Source organism: Leifsonia sp. KNZ12-8B, from assembly GCF_056755495.1.
Genome location: NZ_JBPGXM010000078.1, coordinates 1 through 18,202, shown reverse-complemented (window position 1 = coordinate 18,202; position 18,202 = coordinate 1). Strand labels below are relative to the sequence as shown.

7 protein-coding genes are annotated in these 18,202 nt (G+C 71.6%); all 7 read right to left on the bottom strand.

Annotated elements, in window-relative coordinates; genetic code table 11:
* Positions 1–104: 104 nt before the first annotated feature.
* Positions 105–1,247 (bottom strand): class I SAM-dependent methyltransferase, encoded by a 1,143-nt coding sequence (locus ACR9ZG_RS12180; protein ID WP_481285106.1) that lies wholly within the window; start codon positions 1,245–1,247, stop codon positions 105–107.
* Between the two features lie 239 nt (positions 1,248–1,486).
* Positions 1,487–12,769, bottom strand: a complete 11,283-nt coding sequence (locus ACR9ZG_RS12175; protein ID WP_481285105.1) for a DUF7507 domain-containing protein — start codon at positions 12,767–12,769, stop codon at positions 1,487–1,489.
* A gap of 307 nt (positions 12,770–13,076) precedes the next feature.
* On the bottom strand, positions 13,077–14,045 hold the full coding sequence (gene corA / locus ACR9ZG_RS12170; protein ID WP_481285104.1) for a magnesium/cobalt transporter CorA: 969 nt from the start codon (positions 14,043–14,045) through the stop codon (positions 13,077–13,079).
* Between the two features lie 119 nt (positions 14,046–14,164).
* A complete protein-coding gene (locus tag ACR9ZG_RS12165; RefSeq protein ID WP_481285103.1) occupies positions 14,165–15,358 on the bottom strand; it encodes a glycine C-acetyltransferase in 1,194 nt (397 codons plus the stop codon).
* 1 nt (position 15,359) lies between these two features.
* Positions 15,360–16,403, bottom strand: coding sequence for an L-threonine 3-dehydrogenase (gene tdh, locus ACR9ZG_RS12160; protein WP_481285102.1), 1,044 nt, complete (start codon positions 16,401–16,403; stop codon positions 15,360–15,362).
* A 152-nt stretch (positions 16,404–16,555) separates the two neighbouring features.
* Positions 16,556–16,969: a heat shock protein transcriptional repressor HspR gene (locus ACR9ZG_RS12155; RefSeq protein WP_481285101.1), complete on the bottom strand. Its 414-nt coding sequence runs from the start codon at positions 16,967–16,969 to the stop codon at positions 16,556–16,558.
* A 2-nt stretch (positions 16,970–16,971) separates the two neighbouring features.
* Positions 16,972–17,970: a DnaJ C-terminal domain-containing protein gene (locus ACR9ZG_RS12150; RefSeq protein ID WP_481285100.1), complete on the bottom strand. Its 999-nt coding sequence runs from the start codon at positions 17,968–17,970 to the stop codon at positions 16,972–16,974.
* Positions 17,971–18,202: the final 232 nt, after the last annotated feature.

Sequence of the window (18,202 nt, the reverse complement as noted above, 5' to 3'; positions counted from 1 at the left end):
GGGCGAGCTGCGGGAGGGCGAGCTGCGGGAGGGCGAGCTCCGCGACGGCGACCGCGACCTCCGCGACGGCGACCGGGAGCTCTGAGCGCGGCCGCAGCACCCGGTCAGGGGCGGCGCTGCGACGCGGTGACCGTGAACTTGGGGTTGCGGACGATCTGACGGGTCGGCCCGACCACGCGTTCGAGTGCGGGCCGGTAGCCGAGGTGCGAGTTCCAGACGGTCCACAGCTCGCCGCCCGGCGCGAGCACGCGGGCGGCGTCGGCGAAGAGCCGGTGCGCGATGCCCGTGTGCACGGCCGCGCCGATGTGGAACGGCGGGTTGAGCACGATGAGGTCGGCGGAGGCGTCCGGCTGTGCCGCGAGGCCGTCGTCGCGCACGACCGCGACTTGGGGGGAGACGCCGTTCGCGGCGGCGGTCGCGGTCGCGGACGCGACGGCAGCGGCGGACTGGTCCGTCGCGATGACGTGCAGGGACGGCCTGGCGACGGCGAGCGCGGACGCCAGCACGCCTGTCCCGCACCCGAGGTCGACCGCGCTGTGCGCGCCGGGGACGGCCGTGTCGAGCACCGAGAGGAGGAGCCGCGTGCCGATGTCGATGGAGGTGCCCGCGAAGGCGGCACCGTGCGCGCACACCCAGAGGCCGGTCTCGGCGTCGAAGGCACGCTCCGGCCACCGGTCCAGCACGGTCGCCGCCGCGGGGTGCGGCTCGGTCACCGTGAGGACGCGCGCCTTCTGCCGGGCCAGGGAGGCGTTCACCTCGCCGAACACGTCGGCGAGCACGGCGTTCATCGCCGTCGTCATGTGCTTGAGCATGCCGCCGGCGTACACGGTGACGTCGGGACGGGCGTGCTCGGCGATCAGGGTCGCGATCTCGGCGAGCGCGTCGAGGCTGCGCGGCAGTCGGAGCAGCACGACGCTGGCGCCGCGGACGAGCGATTCGTCGAGCGGCCGGTGCTCGTAGGCGTCCCGCAGCCCGAAGTCCACGGCGTTGGCGTCGAGCGCCCGCTCCCCGGTGAGGGGATCCTGGTGCACGCGGATGTCGCGAGCGCCACGGGCGGCGGCGGCCAGGGTCAGGGCGCCGTAGGCGTCGCCCACGACGACGAGTCCGCCGTCGAGGACGTGGTCCCCCGCGAGGTCCGTGATCAGGCGGTCGGCCGCGTCGGACGCGTACAGGTTGGGCGCCTCCACGTCGGGCCGGCGGCGGAGGCGCTCGTAGGGGAACTGCGGAGCGCTGGGCGGGGACGACACCCCGCCAGTCAAGCACGAAGCGGGGGGGGGGGGGGGGGGGGCGGGGGGGGGGGGGGGGGGGGGGGCGCCGCGCCGGGGGGGGGGGGGGGGGGGGGGGGGGGGGGGGGGGGCCCCCCCCCCCCCCCCCCCCCCCCCCCCCCCCCCCGGGGGGGGGGGGGCGGGGGGGGGGGGGGCGCCCCCCCCGGCCCGGGGGGGGGGGGGCCCCCCCCCCCCCCCCCGGGGGGCCCACGTCCACTCGGCTAGCTCTGCCGGCTCCGCTGCGGTCGGCGGCGCAGCAGGAGCACCAGTCCGCCCACCAGCAGCAGGCTCAGGCCGCCCAGCCCGAAGGGCAGCGCGTCCTGGCCGGTGCGGGCCAGTGTCTGACCGAGGTCCGGCGCTCCGCTCCAGGTGAGCTGCTTCGGGACCGGGACGCTCACGGTGTTGCTGCCACCGTCGACGTCCTTCCCGCCGCCGTGGCCGTGCGCCCACGCCGTGTTCTCGACCGATCCCCGGGCGACATCCTCCGCCGTGAGGGAGTAGGACGCCGTGGCGGTGACCGACTGTCCCGGCTCGAGGTGCCCGGGCTCGCCCGGCCAGTCCCCGAACGCGATCGGGCTGACGCCTGGAAGCGGGTCGCTGATGCTGACGCTGTCGAGCGCGACGCTTCCGTTGTTGGTCACCACGAAGGTGAACAGCACCTGGTCGCCCACCTGTCCCAGCGATCCCGGCGCGAGCGAACCGGACTTGGTGATCCCGATGGCGGGTTCACCGCTCTCCGGCTGCTCCACGGTCGGAAGCGGGATGGTCGCGTGCGACTCCGGAGCCACCACATCCTCACCACTCGGAGTGCGGCCCTTGGCCAGGGCCACGTTCGAGACGGAGCCCGCTGCGACATCCGCGGTGGTGATGATGTAGGTCGCCGTCGCGGAGGCCGTCTGCCCGGGTGCGAGGACCGACGCGGCACCGGGCCACGTGTACTCGATCCCACTCATTCCGGCCAGCCGGTCGGCGATGCTGACTCCGCTGAGCGTCACGCCGCCGGTGTTCGTCACCGAGAAGGTGTACGTCACCGCGTCACCGGCCGCGCCCTCACCGGGCTTCGCCAGCGCAGCCGTCTTGACCACGTTCAGACCGGCGACCGGGTTCAGCGGGACGACAGCCTCCGAGGGCGGAGCCTCCGTCGTCTCCCCGTCGGGAGTCTTCCCGGCGGCGGTCGCGACGTTGCCGACGGAGCCGGCGTCGACGTCCGCCTGCGTGACGGTGTACGTCGCGGTCGCCGTGGCGGTCTGCCCCGGAGCGAGCACACCGTCCGCAGCAGGCCAGCTGTACACCGGCGACGACATGCCGGCCAGCCGGTCGGCGACCGTCACGGACGTCAGGGTAACGCCTCCGCTGTTCGTCATGGTGAAGGTGTAGGTCACCACGTCACCGGCAGCGCCGGTGGCGCCCGCCGCGAGGGCGGCCTTCTTGACGACCGTCAGGCCCGGCCCCGGGTCGAGCGGCACGACCGACTCGCCCGGACCACTCGGCACCGTCTCACCGTCCGGCGTCTTGCCGGAGGCGAGCGCCGTGTTGGCCACGGATCCCGCGTCGACATCCGCCTGGGTCAGCACGTACGAAGCGGTGGCGGTCACAGCCTGGCCCGGGGCCAGGACACCGGCCGCACCCGGCCACGCGTAGACGATGCCCGAGAGTCCGCCGAGCTGGTCCTCGATGCTGATGTCCGACTCGGTGACATCGCCGGTGTTCGTCACCGTGAACGTGTACTCGACACGGTCACCCGCGACGCCCGTGGCGCCGTCGGCCAGGCTGCCCTTCTTGACCAGGCTGAGCCCCGGCGCGGGGGTCAGCGGCACGACCGCCGTACCCGGACCGCCGGTCACCGGGTCGCCACCGGGGTTCGTCCCGGTCGCCGTCGCCACGTTCGCGACGGAGCCCGCGTCCACGTCGGCCTGCGTCAGCGCGTAGGACGCCGTCGCTGTGACGGACTGCCCCGGCGTCAGCGTGCCTGCGGCACCCGGCCAGGTGTAGGCGATCGACGAGAGCCCGGCCAGCTGGTCGCTGATCGTCACACCCGTCAGGGTCACCGCGCCGGTGTTCGTCGCCGTGAAGGTGTACTCCACAGAGTCGCCCGCCTTGCCCGTCGCGCCGGGCGCGAGTGCGCCCTTCTTGGTGATGTCGAGCGCGGACTTCGCGTCGATCGGCACCACGGCCTCCGCCGGGGGAGCGTCGACGGTCGAGCCGTCCGGCGCCTCACCGGTCGCCGTGGCGACGTTCTTGACCGTGCCCGCATCGACATCCGCCTGGGTCACCGTGTAGGTCGCCGTCGCGGTCGCGCTCTGACCCGGGGCCAGGACGCCGGCCGCACCCGGCCACGTGTACGCAATACCGGACAGACCCGCGAGCTGGTCATCGATGGTGACGCCCGTCGCGGTGACGGTGCCGGTGTTGGTGATCGTGAACGAGAAGTCCACCGTGTCACCGGCCATGCCGGACGCGCCTGCGGACAGTGCGCCCGTCTTGGCGAGGCTCAGCGCGGGGGCCGGAGCCACCGGCACGATCACCTCGGCCGGCGGCGCGTCGACCGTCGAACCGTCCGGGTTGGTGCCCGTCGCGGTCGCGACGTTCTTGATCGAGCCCGCATCGGCGTCGGCCTGCGTCAGCGTGTACGTCGCTGTCGCGGTGGCCGTCTGGCCGGGGGCCAGCGTGCCCGCGGCACCGGGCCACGTGTACGCGATACCCGACAGACCCGTGAGCTGGTCGGCGATCGACACGTTCTTCGCCGTCACGGCACCGGAGTTGGTGATCGTGAAGGAGAAGTTCACCGTGTCGCCGGCCTTGCCCGTCGCGCCTGCTGCCAGCGCACCGGTCTTCACCAGCGCCAGGCTCGGTGCGGCGTCGAGCGGAACGATGACCTCGGCGGGCGGCGCGTCGACCGTCGAACCGTCCGGGTTGGTGCCCGTCGCGGTCGCGACGTTCTTGACCGAGCCCGCATCTGCATCCGCCTGCGTCAGCGTGTACGTCGCCGTCGCCGTGGCCGTCTGGCCGGGGGCCAGCGTGCCCGCGGCACCCGGCCACGTGTACGCGATCGAGGACAGACCAGCGAGCTGGTCAGCGATCGACACGTTCTTCGCCGTGGTCGCACCGGAGTTGGTGACGGTGAACGAGAAGTTCACGGTGTCGCCCGCCTTTCCGGTCGCGCCAGGAGCGAGCGCACCCGTCTTGACGAGCTGCAGCGCTGGCTCGCTGTCCAGCGGAACCGTCACCTCATCAGGGGCGGTTTCCACCGTCGAACCATCCGGGTTCTTACCCGTCGCCGTTGCGATGTTGGTCACCGAACCCGCGTCCACGTCCGTCTGCGTCAAGGTGTACGTCGCCGTCGCCGTGGCCTTCTGACCAGGAGTCAGCGTGCCCGCGGCACCCGGCCACGTGTACGTGATCGCGGACAGACCAGCGAGCTGGTCGCTGATCGAGACGCTGGTCGCCGTGGTCGCGCCGGTGTTCGTCACCGTGAAGGCGAAGTTCACCGTGTCGCCGGCCGTTCCGGTGGCACCGGCGTCGAGAGCACCCGTCTTGACGAGCTCCAGCGCAGGCTCACTGTCCAGCGGAACCGTCACCTCGGCGGGAGCCGTCTCCACCGTCGAACCATCCGGGTTCTTACCCGTCGCGGTGGCGATGTTGGTCACCGCGCCGGCGTCGACATCCGCCTGCGTCAGCGTGTACGTCGCGGTCGCCGTGGCCTTCTGACCAGGAGTCAGCGTTCCCGCGGCGCCCGGCCACGTGTACGCGATCGAGGACAGACCAGCGAGCTGATCGGCGATCGACACGTTCGTCGCCGTGGTCGCACCGGTGTTGGTGACGGTGAAGGCGAAGTCGACCTTGTCACCCGCCTTGCCGGTGGCACCGGCAGCGAGGGCACCCGTCTTCACCAGGGTCAGCGCGGGCGCGCCGTCGAGCGGAACCTCCGCCTCCGCGGGCTGGCTGTCGATCGTGGAACCCGCCGGGTCCTTACCCGTCGCCGTGGCGACGTTCGTGACCGAGCCCGCATCCACGTCCGCCTGCGTCAACGTGTAGGTCGCCGTCGCGGTCGCCTTCTGGCCAGGGGTCAGCGTGCCCGCGGCACCGGGCCACGTGTACGTGATCGCGGACAGACCGGCCAGCTGGTCGCTGATCGACACGTTCGTCGCCGTCTGCGCGCCACTGTTCGTCACCGTGAAGGCGAAGTCGACCTTGTCACCCGCCTTGCCGGTGGCGCCGGCGGCGAGGGCACCCGTCTTCACCAGGGTCAGCACGGGCCTGCCGTCGAGCGGAACCTCCGCCTCCGCGGGCTGGCTGTCGATCGTGGAACCCGCCGGGTCCTTGCCCGTCGCCGTGGCGACGTTCGTGACCGAGCCCGCATCCACGTCCGCCTGCGTCAACGTGTACGTCGCCGTCGCGGTCGCCTTCTGACCGGGGGCCAGCGTGCCCGCAGCTCCCGGCCACGTGTACGTGATCCCGGACAGACCGGCCAGCTGGTCGCTGATCGACACGCCGGTCGCCGTCTGCGCACCGCTGTTGGTGACGGTGAACGAGAAGTTCACCGCGTCGCCGGCAGCGCCGGCCGCACCAGAGGCGAGCGCGCCCGTCTTCACGAGAGTCAGCACGGGCCGGCCGTCCAGCGGGACGGTCACCTGGGCAGGACCGCTCGGAATGGTGGAGCCGTCCGGGGCCTTGCCCGTCGCGGTGGCCACGTTGACCACCGACCCGGCGTCGACATCCGCCTGCTTCAGCGTGTACGTCGCGGTCGCGGTCGCCTTCTGACCCGGCGTCAGCGTGCCCGCAGCGCCCGGCCACGTGTACGTGATGGTCGACAGGCCGGCGAGCTGGTCGGCGATCGAGACCGCGGTCGCCGTGACCGCACCGGTGTTGGTGACCGTGAACGAGAAGTTCACCGTGTCACCGGCCTTGCCCGTCGCACCCGGCGCCAGCGCACCCGTCTTCTCGAGCGCGATCGCCGGACTGCCGTCCAGCGGCACCTCCGCCTCGGACGGCGGCGTCAAGACGTTCGACCCGTCCGGGTTCTTACCCGTGGCGGTGGCGACGTTCTTCACCGATCCGGCATCGACGTCCGCCTGGTTGACCGTGTAGGTCGCCGTCGCGGTCGCCTTCTGACCCGGCATCAGCGTGCCCGCAGCACCCGGCCACGTGTACGTGATCGCGGACAGACCGGCCAGCTGGTCGTCGACCGAGACACCGGTCGCAGTGGTGGCACCGGTGTTGGTGACCGTGAACGAGAAGTTCACGGTGTCGCCGGCCTTCCCTGTCGCGCCGGCAGCCAGAGCGCCCGTCTTCACGAGCGTCAGGGCCGGCTTGCCGTCCAGCGGCACCTCCGCCTCGGCGGGCGGGGTGTCGACCGCGGAGCCGTCCGGGTTCTTGCCCGTGGCGGTAGCGACGTTCTTCACCGATCCGGCATCGACGTCCGCCTGGGTGACCGTGTAGGTCGCCGTCGCGGTCGCCTTCTGACCCGGCGTCAGCGTGCCGGCAGCTCCCGGCCATGCGTACGTGATCGAGGACAGGCCGGCCAGCTGATCGGCGATCGAGACGGCTGTCGCCGTCACTGCACCGGTGTTGGTGACCGTGAACGAGAAGTTCACCACGTCACCCGCCTTCCCGGTCGCGCCGGCAGCCAGAGCGCCCGTCTTCGTCAGCGCCAGGCTCGGTGCGGCGTCGACCGGCACAACGACCTCGGCGGGAGGCGCGTCGACGGCGGAGCCCTGCGGGTCCTTGCCCGACGCGGTGGCCACGTTCTTCACCGAGCCGGCATCGACGTCCGCCTGCGTCAGCGTGTACGTCGCCGTAGCGGTGGCCTTCTGGCCCGGCGTCAGGGTGCCAACGGCGCCCGGCCACGTGTAGGTGATAGCCGACAGGCCAGCCAGCTGGTCCGCGATCGACACGCCGGTCACCGTCTGGGCGCCGGTGTTCGTCACCGTGAAGGCGAAGTCCACCGTGTCGCCGGCCTTGCCGGTCGCACCCGCGGCGAGTGCGCCCGTCTTCTCGAGAGCCAGCGCGGGCTTGCCGTCCAGCGGCACCGTCGCCTGAGCGGGACCGGTCGGGATCGTGGAGCCGTCCGGGGCCTTGCCCGCCGCGGTGGCCACGTTGACCACCGAACCCGCGTCGACATCCGCCTGCTTCAGCGTGTAGGTCGCCGTCGCCGTCGCACGCTGTCCAGGGGCGAGGAGTCCCACGACCGACGGCCACGTGTACGTGAGCGCAGAGATGCCCGGCAGCTGGTCGGCGATCGACACACCCGTGGCGGTCACGGTGCCGGTGTTGGTGACGGTGAACGCGAAGTTCACCGTGTCACCCGCCTTGCCGGTCGCACCGGGGGCGAGCGCACCCGTCTTGGTCAGCGTGAGGGCGGGCTTCGGCGCCACCGGCACCACCGCCTGGGCGGGCGCGCCGTCGACGGGAGACCCGCCCGGTGCGGTCGCGTGCGGAACGGCGACGTTCGTCACCGACCCGGCATCGACGTCCGCCTGGGTCAGGGTGTAGGTCGCGGTCGCCGTGGCCTTCTGCGACGGCGCCAGGACGCCGGCGGTGGCGGGCCAGGTGTAGGCGATCGCCGAGATGCCCGGGAGCTGGTCCTCGATCGTCACACCGGTCAGCGTGGTGGCACCGGTGTTCGTCACCTGGAAGGTGAAGTCCACCCGGTCACCGGCCTTGCCGGTGGCACCGGCGGCCAGCGCACCCGTCTTGGTGAGGGCGATCGACGGAACGCCAGGAAGCGGGACCTCGACCTGGGCGGGACCGCCATCGACGGGCGAGCCGTCGGGCGCCGCACCGGAGACGGTGGCGATGTTCTTCACGCTGCCCGCGTCGACGTCGGCCTGCGTCAGGGTGTAGGTCGCCGTCGCCGTGGCCTTCTGGCCGGGCTTCAGGACGCCCGCTCCCGCCGGCCACGTGTACACGATGGCGGACAGGCCGCTGAGCTGGTCGGCGATCTGGACACCCGTGACCGTGACAGCACCGGTGTTGGTGACCGTGAACGAGAAGTTCACCTTGTCACCGGCGCGACCGGTTGCGCCGGCCGCCAGGCTGCCCGACTTGGTGATCGCGAGCCCGGGCTCCGCGCCCAGCGGCACGGTCGCGGCAGCGGGGTTGCTCGGGACGGAGGAGCCGGACGGAGTCGTCCCGTTCGCGGTGGCCACGTTGTCGACCTTGCCGGCATCGGCATCGGCCTGGGTGACGGTGTACGTCGCGGTCGCGGTGACCTTCTGACCCGGCGCGAGCGTGCCCGCGGTTCCGGGCCAGGAGTACGCCAGGGCGGAGAGGCCAGGAAGCGGGTCCGTGATCGTCACGTTGCGGAGAGTGGTCTGACCCGTGTTCGTCGTGGTGAAGGTGTAGGTGACGTTGTCACCGGCGATTCCCACCGCGCCCGAACCGAGCGCTCCGGTCTTGGTCAGCGCGAGCTTGGCGTCCTGCGCGAGCGGGACCGTCGCCTGGGCGGGACCGTCCGTGACCGGGTTGCCGGTCGGATCGGTTCCGGCCACCGTCGCGACGTTCGTCACGGCACCGGCGTCGACGTCCGACTGCTTCACGGTGTAGCTGGCCGTGGCGGTCGCGGTCTGGTTGGGCTTGAGCACTCCGGCGGCGGCGGGCCAGGTGTAGACGATGCCGGTGATGCCGGGGAGCTGGTCGCTGATGGACACGGCCGAGACCGTCACGTTGCCCGTGTTCTTCACCGAGAACGTGAACTGGATCACGTCGCCCGTCTTGCCGGTCGCCCCGGCCGTGAGAGCACCCGTCTTCGTGAGCGCGAGCTTCGGGTTCGTCGCGAGCGGGACCGCGGCGTTCGCCGGGTCGCTCGTGGTCGGGGTGCCGTTGGGCTGGTCACCGGTCGCGAGCGCGGTGTTGGCGACGGAGCCGGCATCGAGGTCGGCCTGTGTCAGCGTGTACGAGGCCGTCGCCGTCGCCTGCTCGTTGGGGGCGAGCACGCCCGCAGCGCCCGGCCACTGGTACACCGGTGCGGTCATGCCCGCCATCTGGTCGGCGATGGTGACGGAGGAGAGCGTCAGGCCTCCCACGTTCTTGACCGTGAAGGTGTAGTCGACGACATCTCCGACCGCACCCGTCGCACCGGGGTGCAGAGCGGCGGACTTGGTCAGCGCCAGCTTGCCGGCGGCGCCGAGCGGAACCTCCGCCGAGGACTCGTTGCTGTCGACCTGCGATCGTGTGAGGAGATCGCCGTGGGCGATCGCGGTGTTCCAGATGCCGCCTGCGTCGACGTCGGACTGCTTGATGACGTAGGTGGCGGTGGCGACGGTGGTCTCCCCCGGGGCCAGCACGCCAGGCGCGCCGGGCCACTGGTAGCTCATCGCCGACAGGCCGTCGAGCGGGTCGACGACCACGACGTTGCGGAGCGTCAGGACGCCGGTGTTGGTGACGGTGAACTTGTACGTGACGACGTCACCGGCCTGGCCGCCCGTGGTGCCGGCGACCCGCTTGACGAGGTGCAGTGCCGGCGTCTGGCCGAGCTGGACCGTGGCGGACGCCTGCCCGCCGTCGACGGGCTTGCCCGTCGGGGTGGTACCTGCGGACGACGCGGTGTTCGAGATGGAACCGGCATCGACATCGGCCTTGGTGACGGTGTACGTGGCCGTGGCCGTCACCTTCTGGCCGGGGGCCAGCGTGCCCGGGGTGCCCGGCCAGCTGTAGGTGAGCGCCGACATGCCCGGCAGCGGGTCGGTGATGACCACGTTGGTCAGGGTGATGGGACCGGTGTTGGTCGCGGAGAACGTGTAGTTCACCGTGTCGCCCACCTGGCCGACCTGTCCCTGGGCCAGGGACGCGGCCTTCGTGATGTTGAGCGCGCCGCGGAGGTCGAGCGTGACGGTCGCCTGGGCGTCGTTGGACTTGACGGGGTCACCGGCGGGGGTCTTGCCGGTGGCGGTCGCGATGTTCGAGACCGCTCCCGCGTCGACGTCGGCCTGGGTGAGGGTGTAGGTGGAGGTCGCAGTGGCGCGCTCACCCGGCGCGAGAACGCCCGGGGCGCCCGGCCACTGGTAGGTCAGCGGGCCCATCCCGGCGAGCTTGTCGGTGATCGCCGTGCCCGAGACCGTGACATGACCCGTGTTGATCACGGTGAAGGTGTACTGGATCTTGTCACCGGCGACACCGGAGGAGCCCGCGGCGAGAGCGGCGTTCTTGGTGAGCGTGAGCTCGGGCGCGACGGAGAGCGGGACAGTGGCCTGAGCGGGGCCGGCGTTCACCGGCGCGCCGTTCGGCGCGGTGCTCGTGGCGGTGGCGACGTTGTTGACAGAGCCCGAGTCGACGTCCTTCTGGGCGACGGCGTAGGTCGCGGTCGCGGTCACCGTCTGCCCGGGGGCGAGGATGCCCGGGGTACCCGGCCACTGGTAGACCAGCGCGCTCATGCCCGCGAGCTGGTCCTGGATCGAGACATTGCTGAGCGTCTGGTTGCCGATGTTCGTCGCGACGAACGTGTACTCCACCTTGTCGCCGATCACGCCCGCCGCACCGGCCGCGAGCTTCGCGGTCTTCGTGATGGACAGCGCGGGGCGCGGGGTCAGCGGGATGGAGACGGAGGCCTTGCCGCCGTCGACCGGCGCGCCGCCCGGCGTCGTGCCCGCCGCCGAGGCGGTGTTGTTCACGACGCCGGCGTCGATGTCGGCCTGGGTGACGGTGTACGTCGCGGTCGCGGTGACCTTCTGGCCGGGAGTGAGCACGCCGACAGCGCCCGGCCACTGGTAGGTCAGCGGCGAGAGACCGGCGTGAGGATCGGTGATCGCCACGTTGTGGAGGGTGACGTCGCCGGTATTCGTGGCGCTGAAGGTGTACGTGATCTGGTCGCCGGCGATTCCGGTGGCACCGGGCGCGAGCGATCCGTTCTTGGTGACGGTCAGCGCGGGCCGGGGGTTCAGCGTGACGGTTGCGGGCGCGCGGCCGCCGTCGACAAGGCTGTTGTCCGGCGCGCGGCCCGTCGCCGAGGCGACGTTGGAGACGGCGCCCGCGTCGACATCCGCCTGCGTGAGCGTGTAGGTGGCCGTCGCGGTCACCGACTGGCCCGGCTGGAGCACTCCGGCCGCCCCCGGCCAGGCGTACGTCAGACCGGAGAGCCCCGGCAGGGGGTCGGTGATCGTGACGCCGGTGAGCGGGACGTTTCCGAGGTTCGTCGCCGTGAACGTGTAGTTCACCGTGTCACCGGCCTTGCCGGTGGCGCCGGGCGCGAGGGCGGCCTGCTTGGCGATCCCCAGCTTGGCGCTCTGCACCACGGTGGTGACCGCCGTGGACGTGTTGTTGGCGGTGTTCGAGTCGACGTCGACGCCGCTGACGGTCGCCGTGTTGGTGATCGTCGTGCCGACCGCGACAGGCGCCGTGGCGGTGAGAACGATGGGCACGGAGGCCTGCCCCGGTGCGAGGACGGTCTGGTGCGCTGCGGTCGAATCGGCGCAGTCGATGTCGGCGACCGTCGTGGCGGACGGATCCTGCGTCACCGTGCAGCCCGGCGGCGCCACGGCACAGATGAGGTCACGGCCCGAGATCGTGCAGCCCTGCGGCCCGGAGGCGATCTGAGGGTTCGTGACGTTGGCGGGCACGGCGTCCTTCACGACGAAGCCGTGCGAGTTCGTGGTCCCGACGTTGGTGACGACGATGTTCCAGGTGATGGTGCCGTTGGCGTCCGCCGTTGCGGGCGCGGTCTTCTGCACCGCCAGATCGGTGACCGGGACGAGGACACGGATGCCGAAGGCGGCCGGAGCGGCGAGGAGCGGGCAGAAGGTCGACGTCCAGGGGACGATGACGGCGTCGCGCTGGTAGAGGGTGAACGTGAAGCTCTTGATGACGCCGTTGAGCTGCAGGACGGCGCCCGCTCCGCCGGGCAGGGGGTCGCAGGGGTTGCCGTTGATGGTGCTCTGCGGAACCGTCCACGACGTCGGCGCGGAGTGGACCCACGCACCGTTGGGCTCGGTGACGGTGGTGACGTCGTTGCCGGTCGCGCTCCGTCCGTTGATCGAGGACAGCGTGGCGTCGTTCCAGCCGAGGATGCAGCCCTTGGTCGTCGCCTCCGACACCGAGTAGTACGTCGAGCTCTGGAGCGCGAACGGCACGACCGGGTCGACGACCGGCTGGCCGAACTCCACGGTGTAGGTGAACGTGTCGCAGGTGTTGATCTGGTAGCGCGGCTTGCCCGAGACGCAGGACGCCGTGCTCGTGCTGGTGCTGCTCATGGTCGACACCGTGTGATTGGAGTCGAGGAGGCTCATCTGCTGCTTGGACGAGCTCACGGTGACCGTCGCGCCGGGCAGGGAGGAGAAGTTGCCGGGCAGGGGCGCCGTCGCCCGGGACGAGCTCGTCTTCGTCCAGACCAGCTCCGGGAGGTTCGCGGCCGCCGATGCGGACCCGGCGGGAACCAGCACCGAGAAGACGAGCGCGAGCATCACCACCACGGCGACGATCGGCGTCCTCCAGCGCGCGGTGACGCGGTGCCGCTCCGTGATCTCGAGCGCCGTCTGCGTGAGCGCTCCGAACGCCCTCTGCGAGCCGTCCATGTGTCCTCCCAGTGCCGTGCAGGAAGGCGTGCCGGTCGGCGCCGCTCTCCCCTACAGGAATGTGAAATGCAATCTGCAGAGTATCGAGGAAGCAGGCCGGGAGGGCGGGCGGTTTGGGGACTTGCGTGTGACGCGATGAGCTTGCGTGGCGACACGCCGAGGCGCCGCGGCCGAACGGTCGCGGCGCGTTGCAAACCGGACGGATGCGCCCCCTGAATGGGTGTGCTCCGTCACCTGTGCACGGGGTACGCCGTGGGCAGGAGAATCGACCGCCGGCAGCGCTCGGCGACCTGATGGCGGCGCGCGGCTAGATCCAGCCCTTGCGCTTGAAGGCCCAGTACAGGCCGATACCGAGGCCCAGCATCAGAACCAGGGCGAACGGGTAGCCGTAGCGCCAGTGCAGCTCGGGCATCCGGTCGAAGTTCATGCCGTAGATCGTGCCCACCAGCGTCGGGGTGAACAGGATGGCCGCCCAGCCGGAGATCTTCTTGACCTCGTCGTTCTGCGCCTGGCCGACCAGCGTCGTGTGCACCATGAGGGCGTTCTGGAGGATCTGCCGGAACCCGTCCGCACGCTCGGTGACGCGGATGACGTGGTCCTGGACGTCGCGGAAGGCGTTGCGGAGCGCCTCGTCGGCGCCGTGGGCGGCCAGGGCCTCCCGCAGCGTCTGCAGCACGTCGCGCAGCGGGTTCACCGCGCGCTGGAACATCATCACCTCGGTCGACAGCTCGTAGATGCGGCGGGAGACAGCACGGTCGCCGTTGAAGAGCTGGTCCTCGATCTCGTCGATGTCGTTCTCCAGGCCGGCGAGCACCGGCGCGTACTGGTCGACGACCTGGTCGAGGATGCCGTAGAGCGCGGCGATCGGGCCGTGCGCGAGCAGGGCGGGCTCCCCCTCCAGCCGGTGCCGCACCTCCGCCAGGTCGGGCTTGTCGAAGTGCCGGACCGTGATGACGTACTCCTCGCCGAGGAAGACGTGCACCTCGCCGAACTCCACCTTCTCGGTCTCGTCGACGTAGGAGGCGGGGCGCAGGACGACGAAGGTCGAGTCGCCGTACTTCTCGAGCTTGGCGCGCTGGTGCCCGGAGAGCGCGTCCTCCACGGCGAGCGGAGGGAGGTCGAACTCGGCCGCGACGGCGCCGAGCTCCTCCTCGGTGGGCCGGTACAGCCCGATCCACGCGAAGCCGCCGCGATCGCGCACGGTCTCGAAGGTGTCCTCGAGAGACACCGGCGAGGTGCGCTTCCCCGCCACGTAGACGGCCTTGTCGACGATCATGCCGCCTCCTTCCCTCCGACACCGTAGCCCGCGAGCACAGGAAAGATGTCGGGAATCGGGAGTTCGAACGACGTTTTTCCTGTGCTCGGCGGCTGGCGGCTGGCGGCCGGCGCGGGTGGTCACGCCGCCGGGGCGGCCTCCTCGCGCGCGGCGATGAACGCCTCCACGCAGCGGCGGATGTCCTCCTCGGTGTGTGCGGCCGAGAGCTGCACGCGGATGCGCGCCCGCCCGCGCGGGACGACCGGGTAGGAGAACGCCGTCACGTAGACGCCGTGGCGCTGCATCCCGTCGGCGATGCGGGCGGTGAGCGCCGCATCCCCGAACATCACCGGGACGATGGGATGCTCGCCCGGCAGCAGGTCGAAGCCCGCCTCGGTCATCAGACGGCGGAACAGCGCGGCGTTCTCGACCAGCTGCGCGCGGAGATGGTCCGACTGCTCCAGGAGGTCGAGCGCCGCGAGCGTGCCGGCCACGATCGAGGGCGCGAGCGTGTTCGAGAACAGGTACGGCCGGGACCGCTGGCGGAGCAGATCGACGACCTCCCGCCGGGACGACACGTAGCCCCCCGACGCGCCGCCGAGCGCCTTGCCGAAGGTGCCCGTGTAGATGTCGACGCGGTCGCCGACGCCGCAGAACTCCGGCGTGCCGCGGCCGTGCTCGCCGACGAAGCCGACCGCGTGCGAGTCGTCCACGAAGACCAGCGCGCCGAACTCGTCGGCCAGGTCGCAGATCTCGCGGAGCGGGGCGATGTAGCCGTCCATCGAGAAGACGCCGTCGGTGACGATCACGGTGAAGCGGGCGCCGGCGTCGCGCGCAGCCGACAGCTGGGCGCGCAGGTCGGCCATGTCGCGGTTGCGGTACCGGTAGCGCTGCGCCTTCGAGAGCCGGATGCCGTCGATGATCGACGCGTGGTTGAGCTCGTCGGAGACGATCGCGTCGTCGGCGGTGAAGAGCGTCTCGAACACGCCGCCGTTGGCGTCGAAGCACGACGAGAACAGGATGGTCGCCTCCGTGCCGAGGAAGCCGGACACCCGGCGCTCCAGCTCGAGGTGCTGATCCTGGGTGCCGCAGATGAAGCGCACGCTCGCCATCCCGTACCCGTCGTCGTCGAGGGCGCGCTTGGCTGCCTCGCGGAGGGCGGGGTGGTCGGCGAGGCCGAGGTAGTTGTTGGCGCAGAAGTTGAGCACCTCCTGCCCGTCGGCGGTGATCAGCGCCTTCTGCGGACCGTGGATGCTGCGCTCGCGCTTGGTGAGCCCCGCCTCCTCGATCTCGGCCAGCTGCGTCGCGAGGTGCTCGCGGAACGACCCGTACATGTCAGACCTCCGTCCAGTCGAGGATGACCTTGCCGCCGCCGGCGGACGCCGCCGCGGCGAAGCCCTGCTCCCAGTCGCGGGCAGGGAAGCGGTCGGAGACGATGGAGGCGACGGCGTCGTGCAGCGTCTGCGACGTCTGCAGCATCGCGCCCATCGCGTTCCAGGTCTCGAACATCTCGCGGCCGTAGATGCCCTTCAGCGTGAGCATGTGGGTGACGACGATGCCCCAGTCGATCGCGATCCTCTCCGCGGGAAGGCCGAGCATCGCGATCCGGCCGCCGTGGTTCATGTTCTCGATCATGCGCGGCAGCGCGGTGGGGGCGCCGCTCATCTCGAAGCCGACGTCGAACCCCTCCCGCATCCCGAGCGCCCGCTGCGCCTCGTGGATGTCGTGGCTCGACACGTCGACGGTGTAGTCGGCGCCCATCCCCCGCGCGAGCTGGAGGCGGTTCGCGCTCACGTCGGTGCCGACGATGAAGCGCGCGCCGACATGCCGGGCGACGGCGATGGCCATCAGCCCGATCGGGCCGCAGCCGGTGACGAGCACGTCCTCGCCGACGACCGGGAAGGCGAGCGCGGTGTGCACGGCGTTGCCGAGCGGGTCGAACAGCGCCCCGACCTCCGGCTCGATCGCGCTGTGGTGCACCCAGACGTTCGTCGCGGGCAGCACGAGGAACTCGGCGAACGCGCCGTCGCGCTGCACACCGACGCCCTTCGTGCGGATGCACATCTGGCGACGGCCGGCGCGGCAGTTGCGGCAGGTGCCGCACACGATGTGGCCCTCGCCCGAGACCAGGTCGCCGACCTCCACGTCGTGCACCAGGTCGCCGACCTCGACGACCTCGCCGTAGAACTCATGGCCGGGGATGAGCGGCGCGGCGACGGCGGAGGCGGCCCAGTCGTCCCAGCGCTGGATGTGCAGGTCGGTGCCGCAGATGCCGGTCCGCAGCACGCGGATCTTCACATCCTCGGGGCCGATCTGCGGCTCGGGTCGCTCGACCAGCTCCAGGCCGGGTGCGGCCGCGGACTTGTACAGGGCTCTCATGGGTCACGTCCTCGTGGGGTCTTCGAGTGCGATGCGGCCCTGCGCCTCGTGAGCGCGACCGCGGGCATCAGCCTACTGCGAGACGCCGAAGGGCGCCGATGTGTCGCCATCCGGGCGGAATTGCGACACAACGACGCCCCTCGGCGGGGAGCTCAGCGCTCCAGCGGCCTCCACACGACGACCTGGTTGCTGCGGCGCACACGGGTGCCGGCGCGCAGCGAGACGACCTCGCCCTCCGAGCCGGCGGCGAAGACGCGGCGGCCCGGGCGGTTGAGGAGCTCGTCGGCGAGCGCCGACTCCAGCTCGCGGACGCGGCCGTGCAGCTCCCGCACCTGGTCCTCGAGCTCGAGGATGCGGCGGATGCCCTCCAGGCTCACGCCCTCGCTGCCGAGGCGCGCGATCTCCTGGAGCTTCTCGATGTCGCGCATCGAGTAGCGGCGGGACTTGCCCGCCGTCCTGCTGGGGGAGACGAGCCCGAGCCGGTCGTACTGGCGGAGGGTCTGCGGGTGCATCCCCGCCAGCTCGGCCGCGATCGAGATCACGAAGACCTGGCTGTGCTCGTCCATCGTCAGCTCCGCGCCTTGGCGAGGAGGTCGTCGCGGGGGTTCTCGTCGGGAAGCGCCTTCGCGAACTCCTCCAGCGCCTCCTTCGCCTTGTCGGTGAGGTGCGACGGGACGGCGACCTGGACCACCGCGAGCAGGTCGCCGGTGCCCTTCGACGTCTCGACGCCGCGACCCTTCACCCGCAGCACGCGGCCGCTCGGGGTGCCGGGCGCGACGCGCAGCTTGACCGGGTCACCGCCGAGGGTCGGGACCTCGATGGTCGCGCCGAGCGCGGCCTCCGCGAAGGTCACCGGGACGGTCACCCGGAGGTTGAGGCCGTCGCGCTCGAACACCGGGTGCTTGCGCACGCTCACGGTGAGCACGATGTCGCCGGCCTCGCCGCCGTCGGGGCTGGGCTGGCCCTTGCCGCGCAGCTTGATCTTCTGCCCGTCGGCGACGCCGGCGGGGATCTTGACCTTGATCGGCTTGCCGTCGGACGCCTGAAGGGTGATGGTCTCGCCCTTGGTCGCGGTGACGAAGTCGATGGTGGTGTGGGCGGTCACGTCGCGGCCGCGGGTCGGGCCGCCGTAGCCGCGGAAGCCTCCACTCGTCTGGCCGAAGCGGCCGTTGCCGAACAGTCCGCCGAGCACGTCGTCGAACTGGCCGCCGCCGGGGTAGCCGCCCTGCTGGAACGTGTAGCCCCGCTGCCCGCCGCCGCCGAACATGCCCCCGAAGACGTCGTCGAAGCCGCCCTGGCCGCCACCGCCGGGCGCGGTGAACCGGGCGCCGGAGCCCATCGCCCGCACCTGGTCGTACTCCTTGCGCTCCTCGGGATCGCTCAGCACCGAGTAGGCCTCGCTGATCTCCTTGAACTTCGCCTCCGCGGCGGCGTCGCCGGGGTTCGAGTCGGGGTGGTACTTGCGCGCGAGCTTGCGGTAGGTCTTCTTGAGGTCCGCCTCGCTGACGTCCTTGGAGACGCCAAGGACCTTGTAGAAGTCCTTGTCGAACCAGTCCTGGCTTGCCACGGCGCCTCCTCTCTCAGTCTGTCGTGGTCGTAGTCGTAGTGGATGGTGTGGTGCGGGCGGATGAGGGAGCGGGGGGGGGCCCGGGGGCGCCCCGCCGCCACAGGCGCGGGGGGGGGGGGGGGGGGGGGCCCCCCCCCGCCCCCCACCCCCCCCCCCCCCCCCCGGGGGTGGGGCCTATCTTGCCCCCGCGCCCCCGCTGGGGGCCACCCCTCCCCCCCCGGCGGCGTGGGTT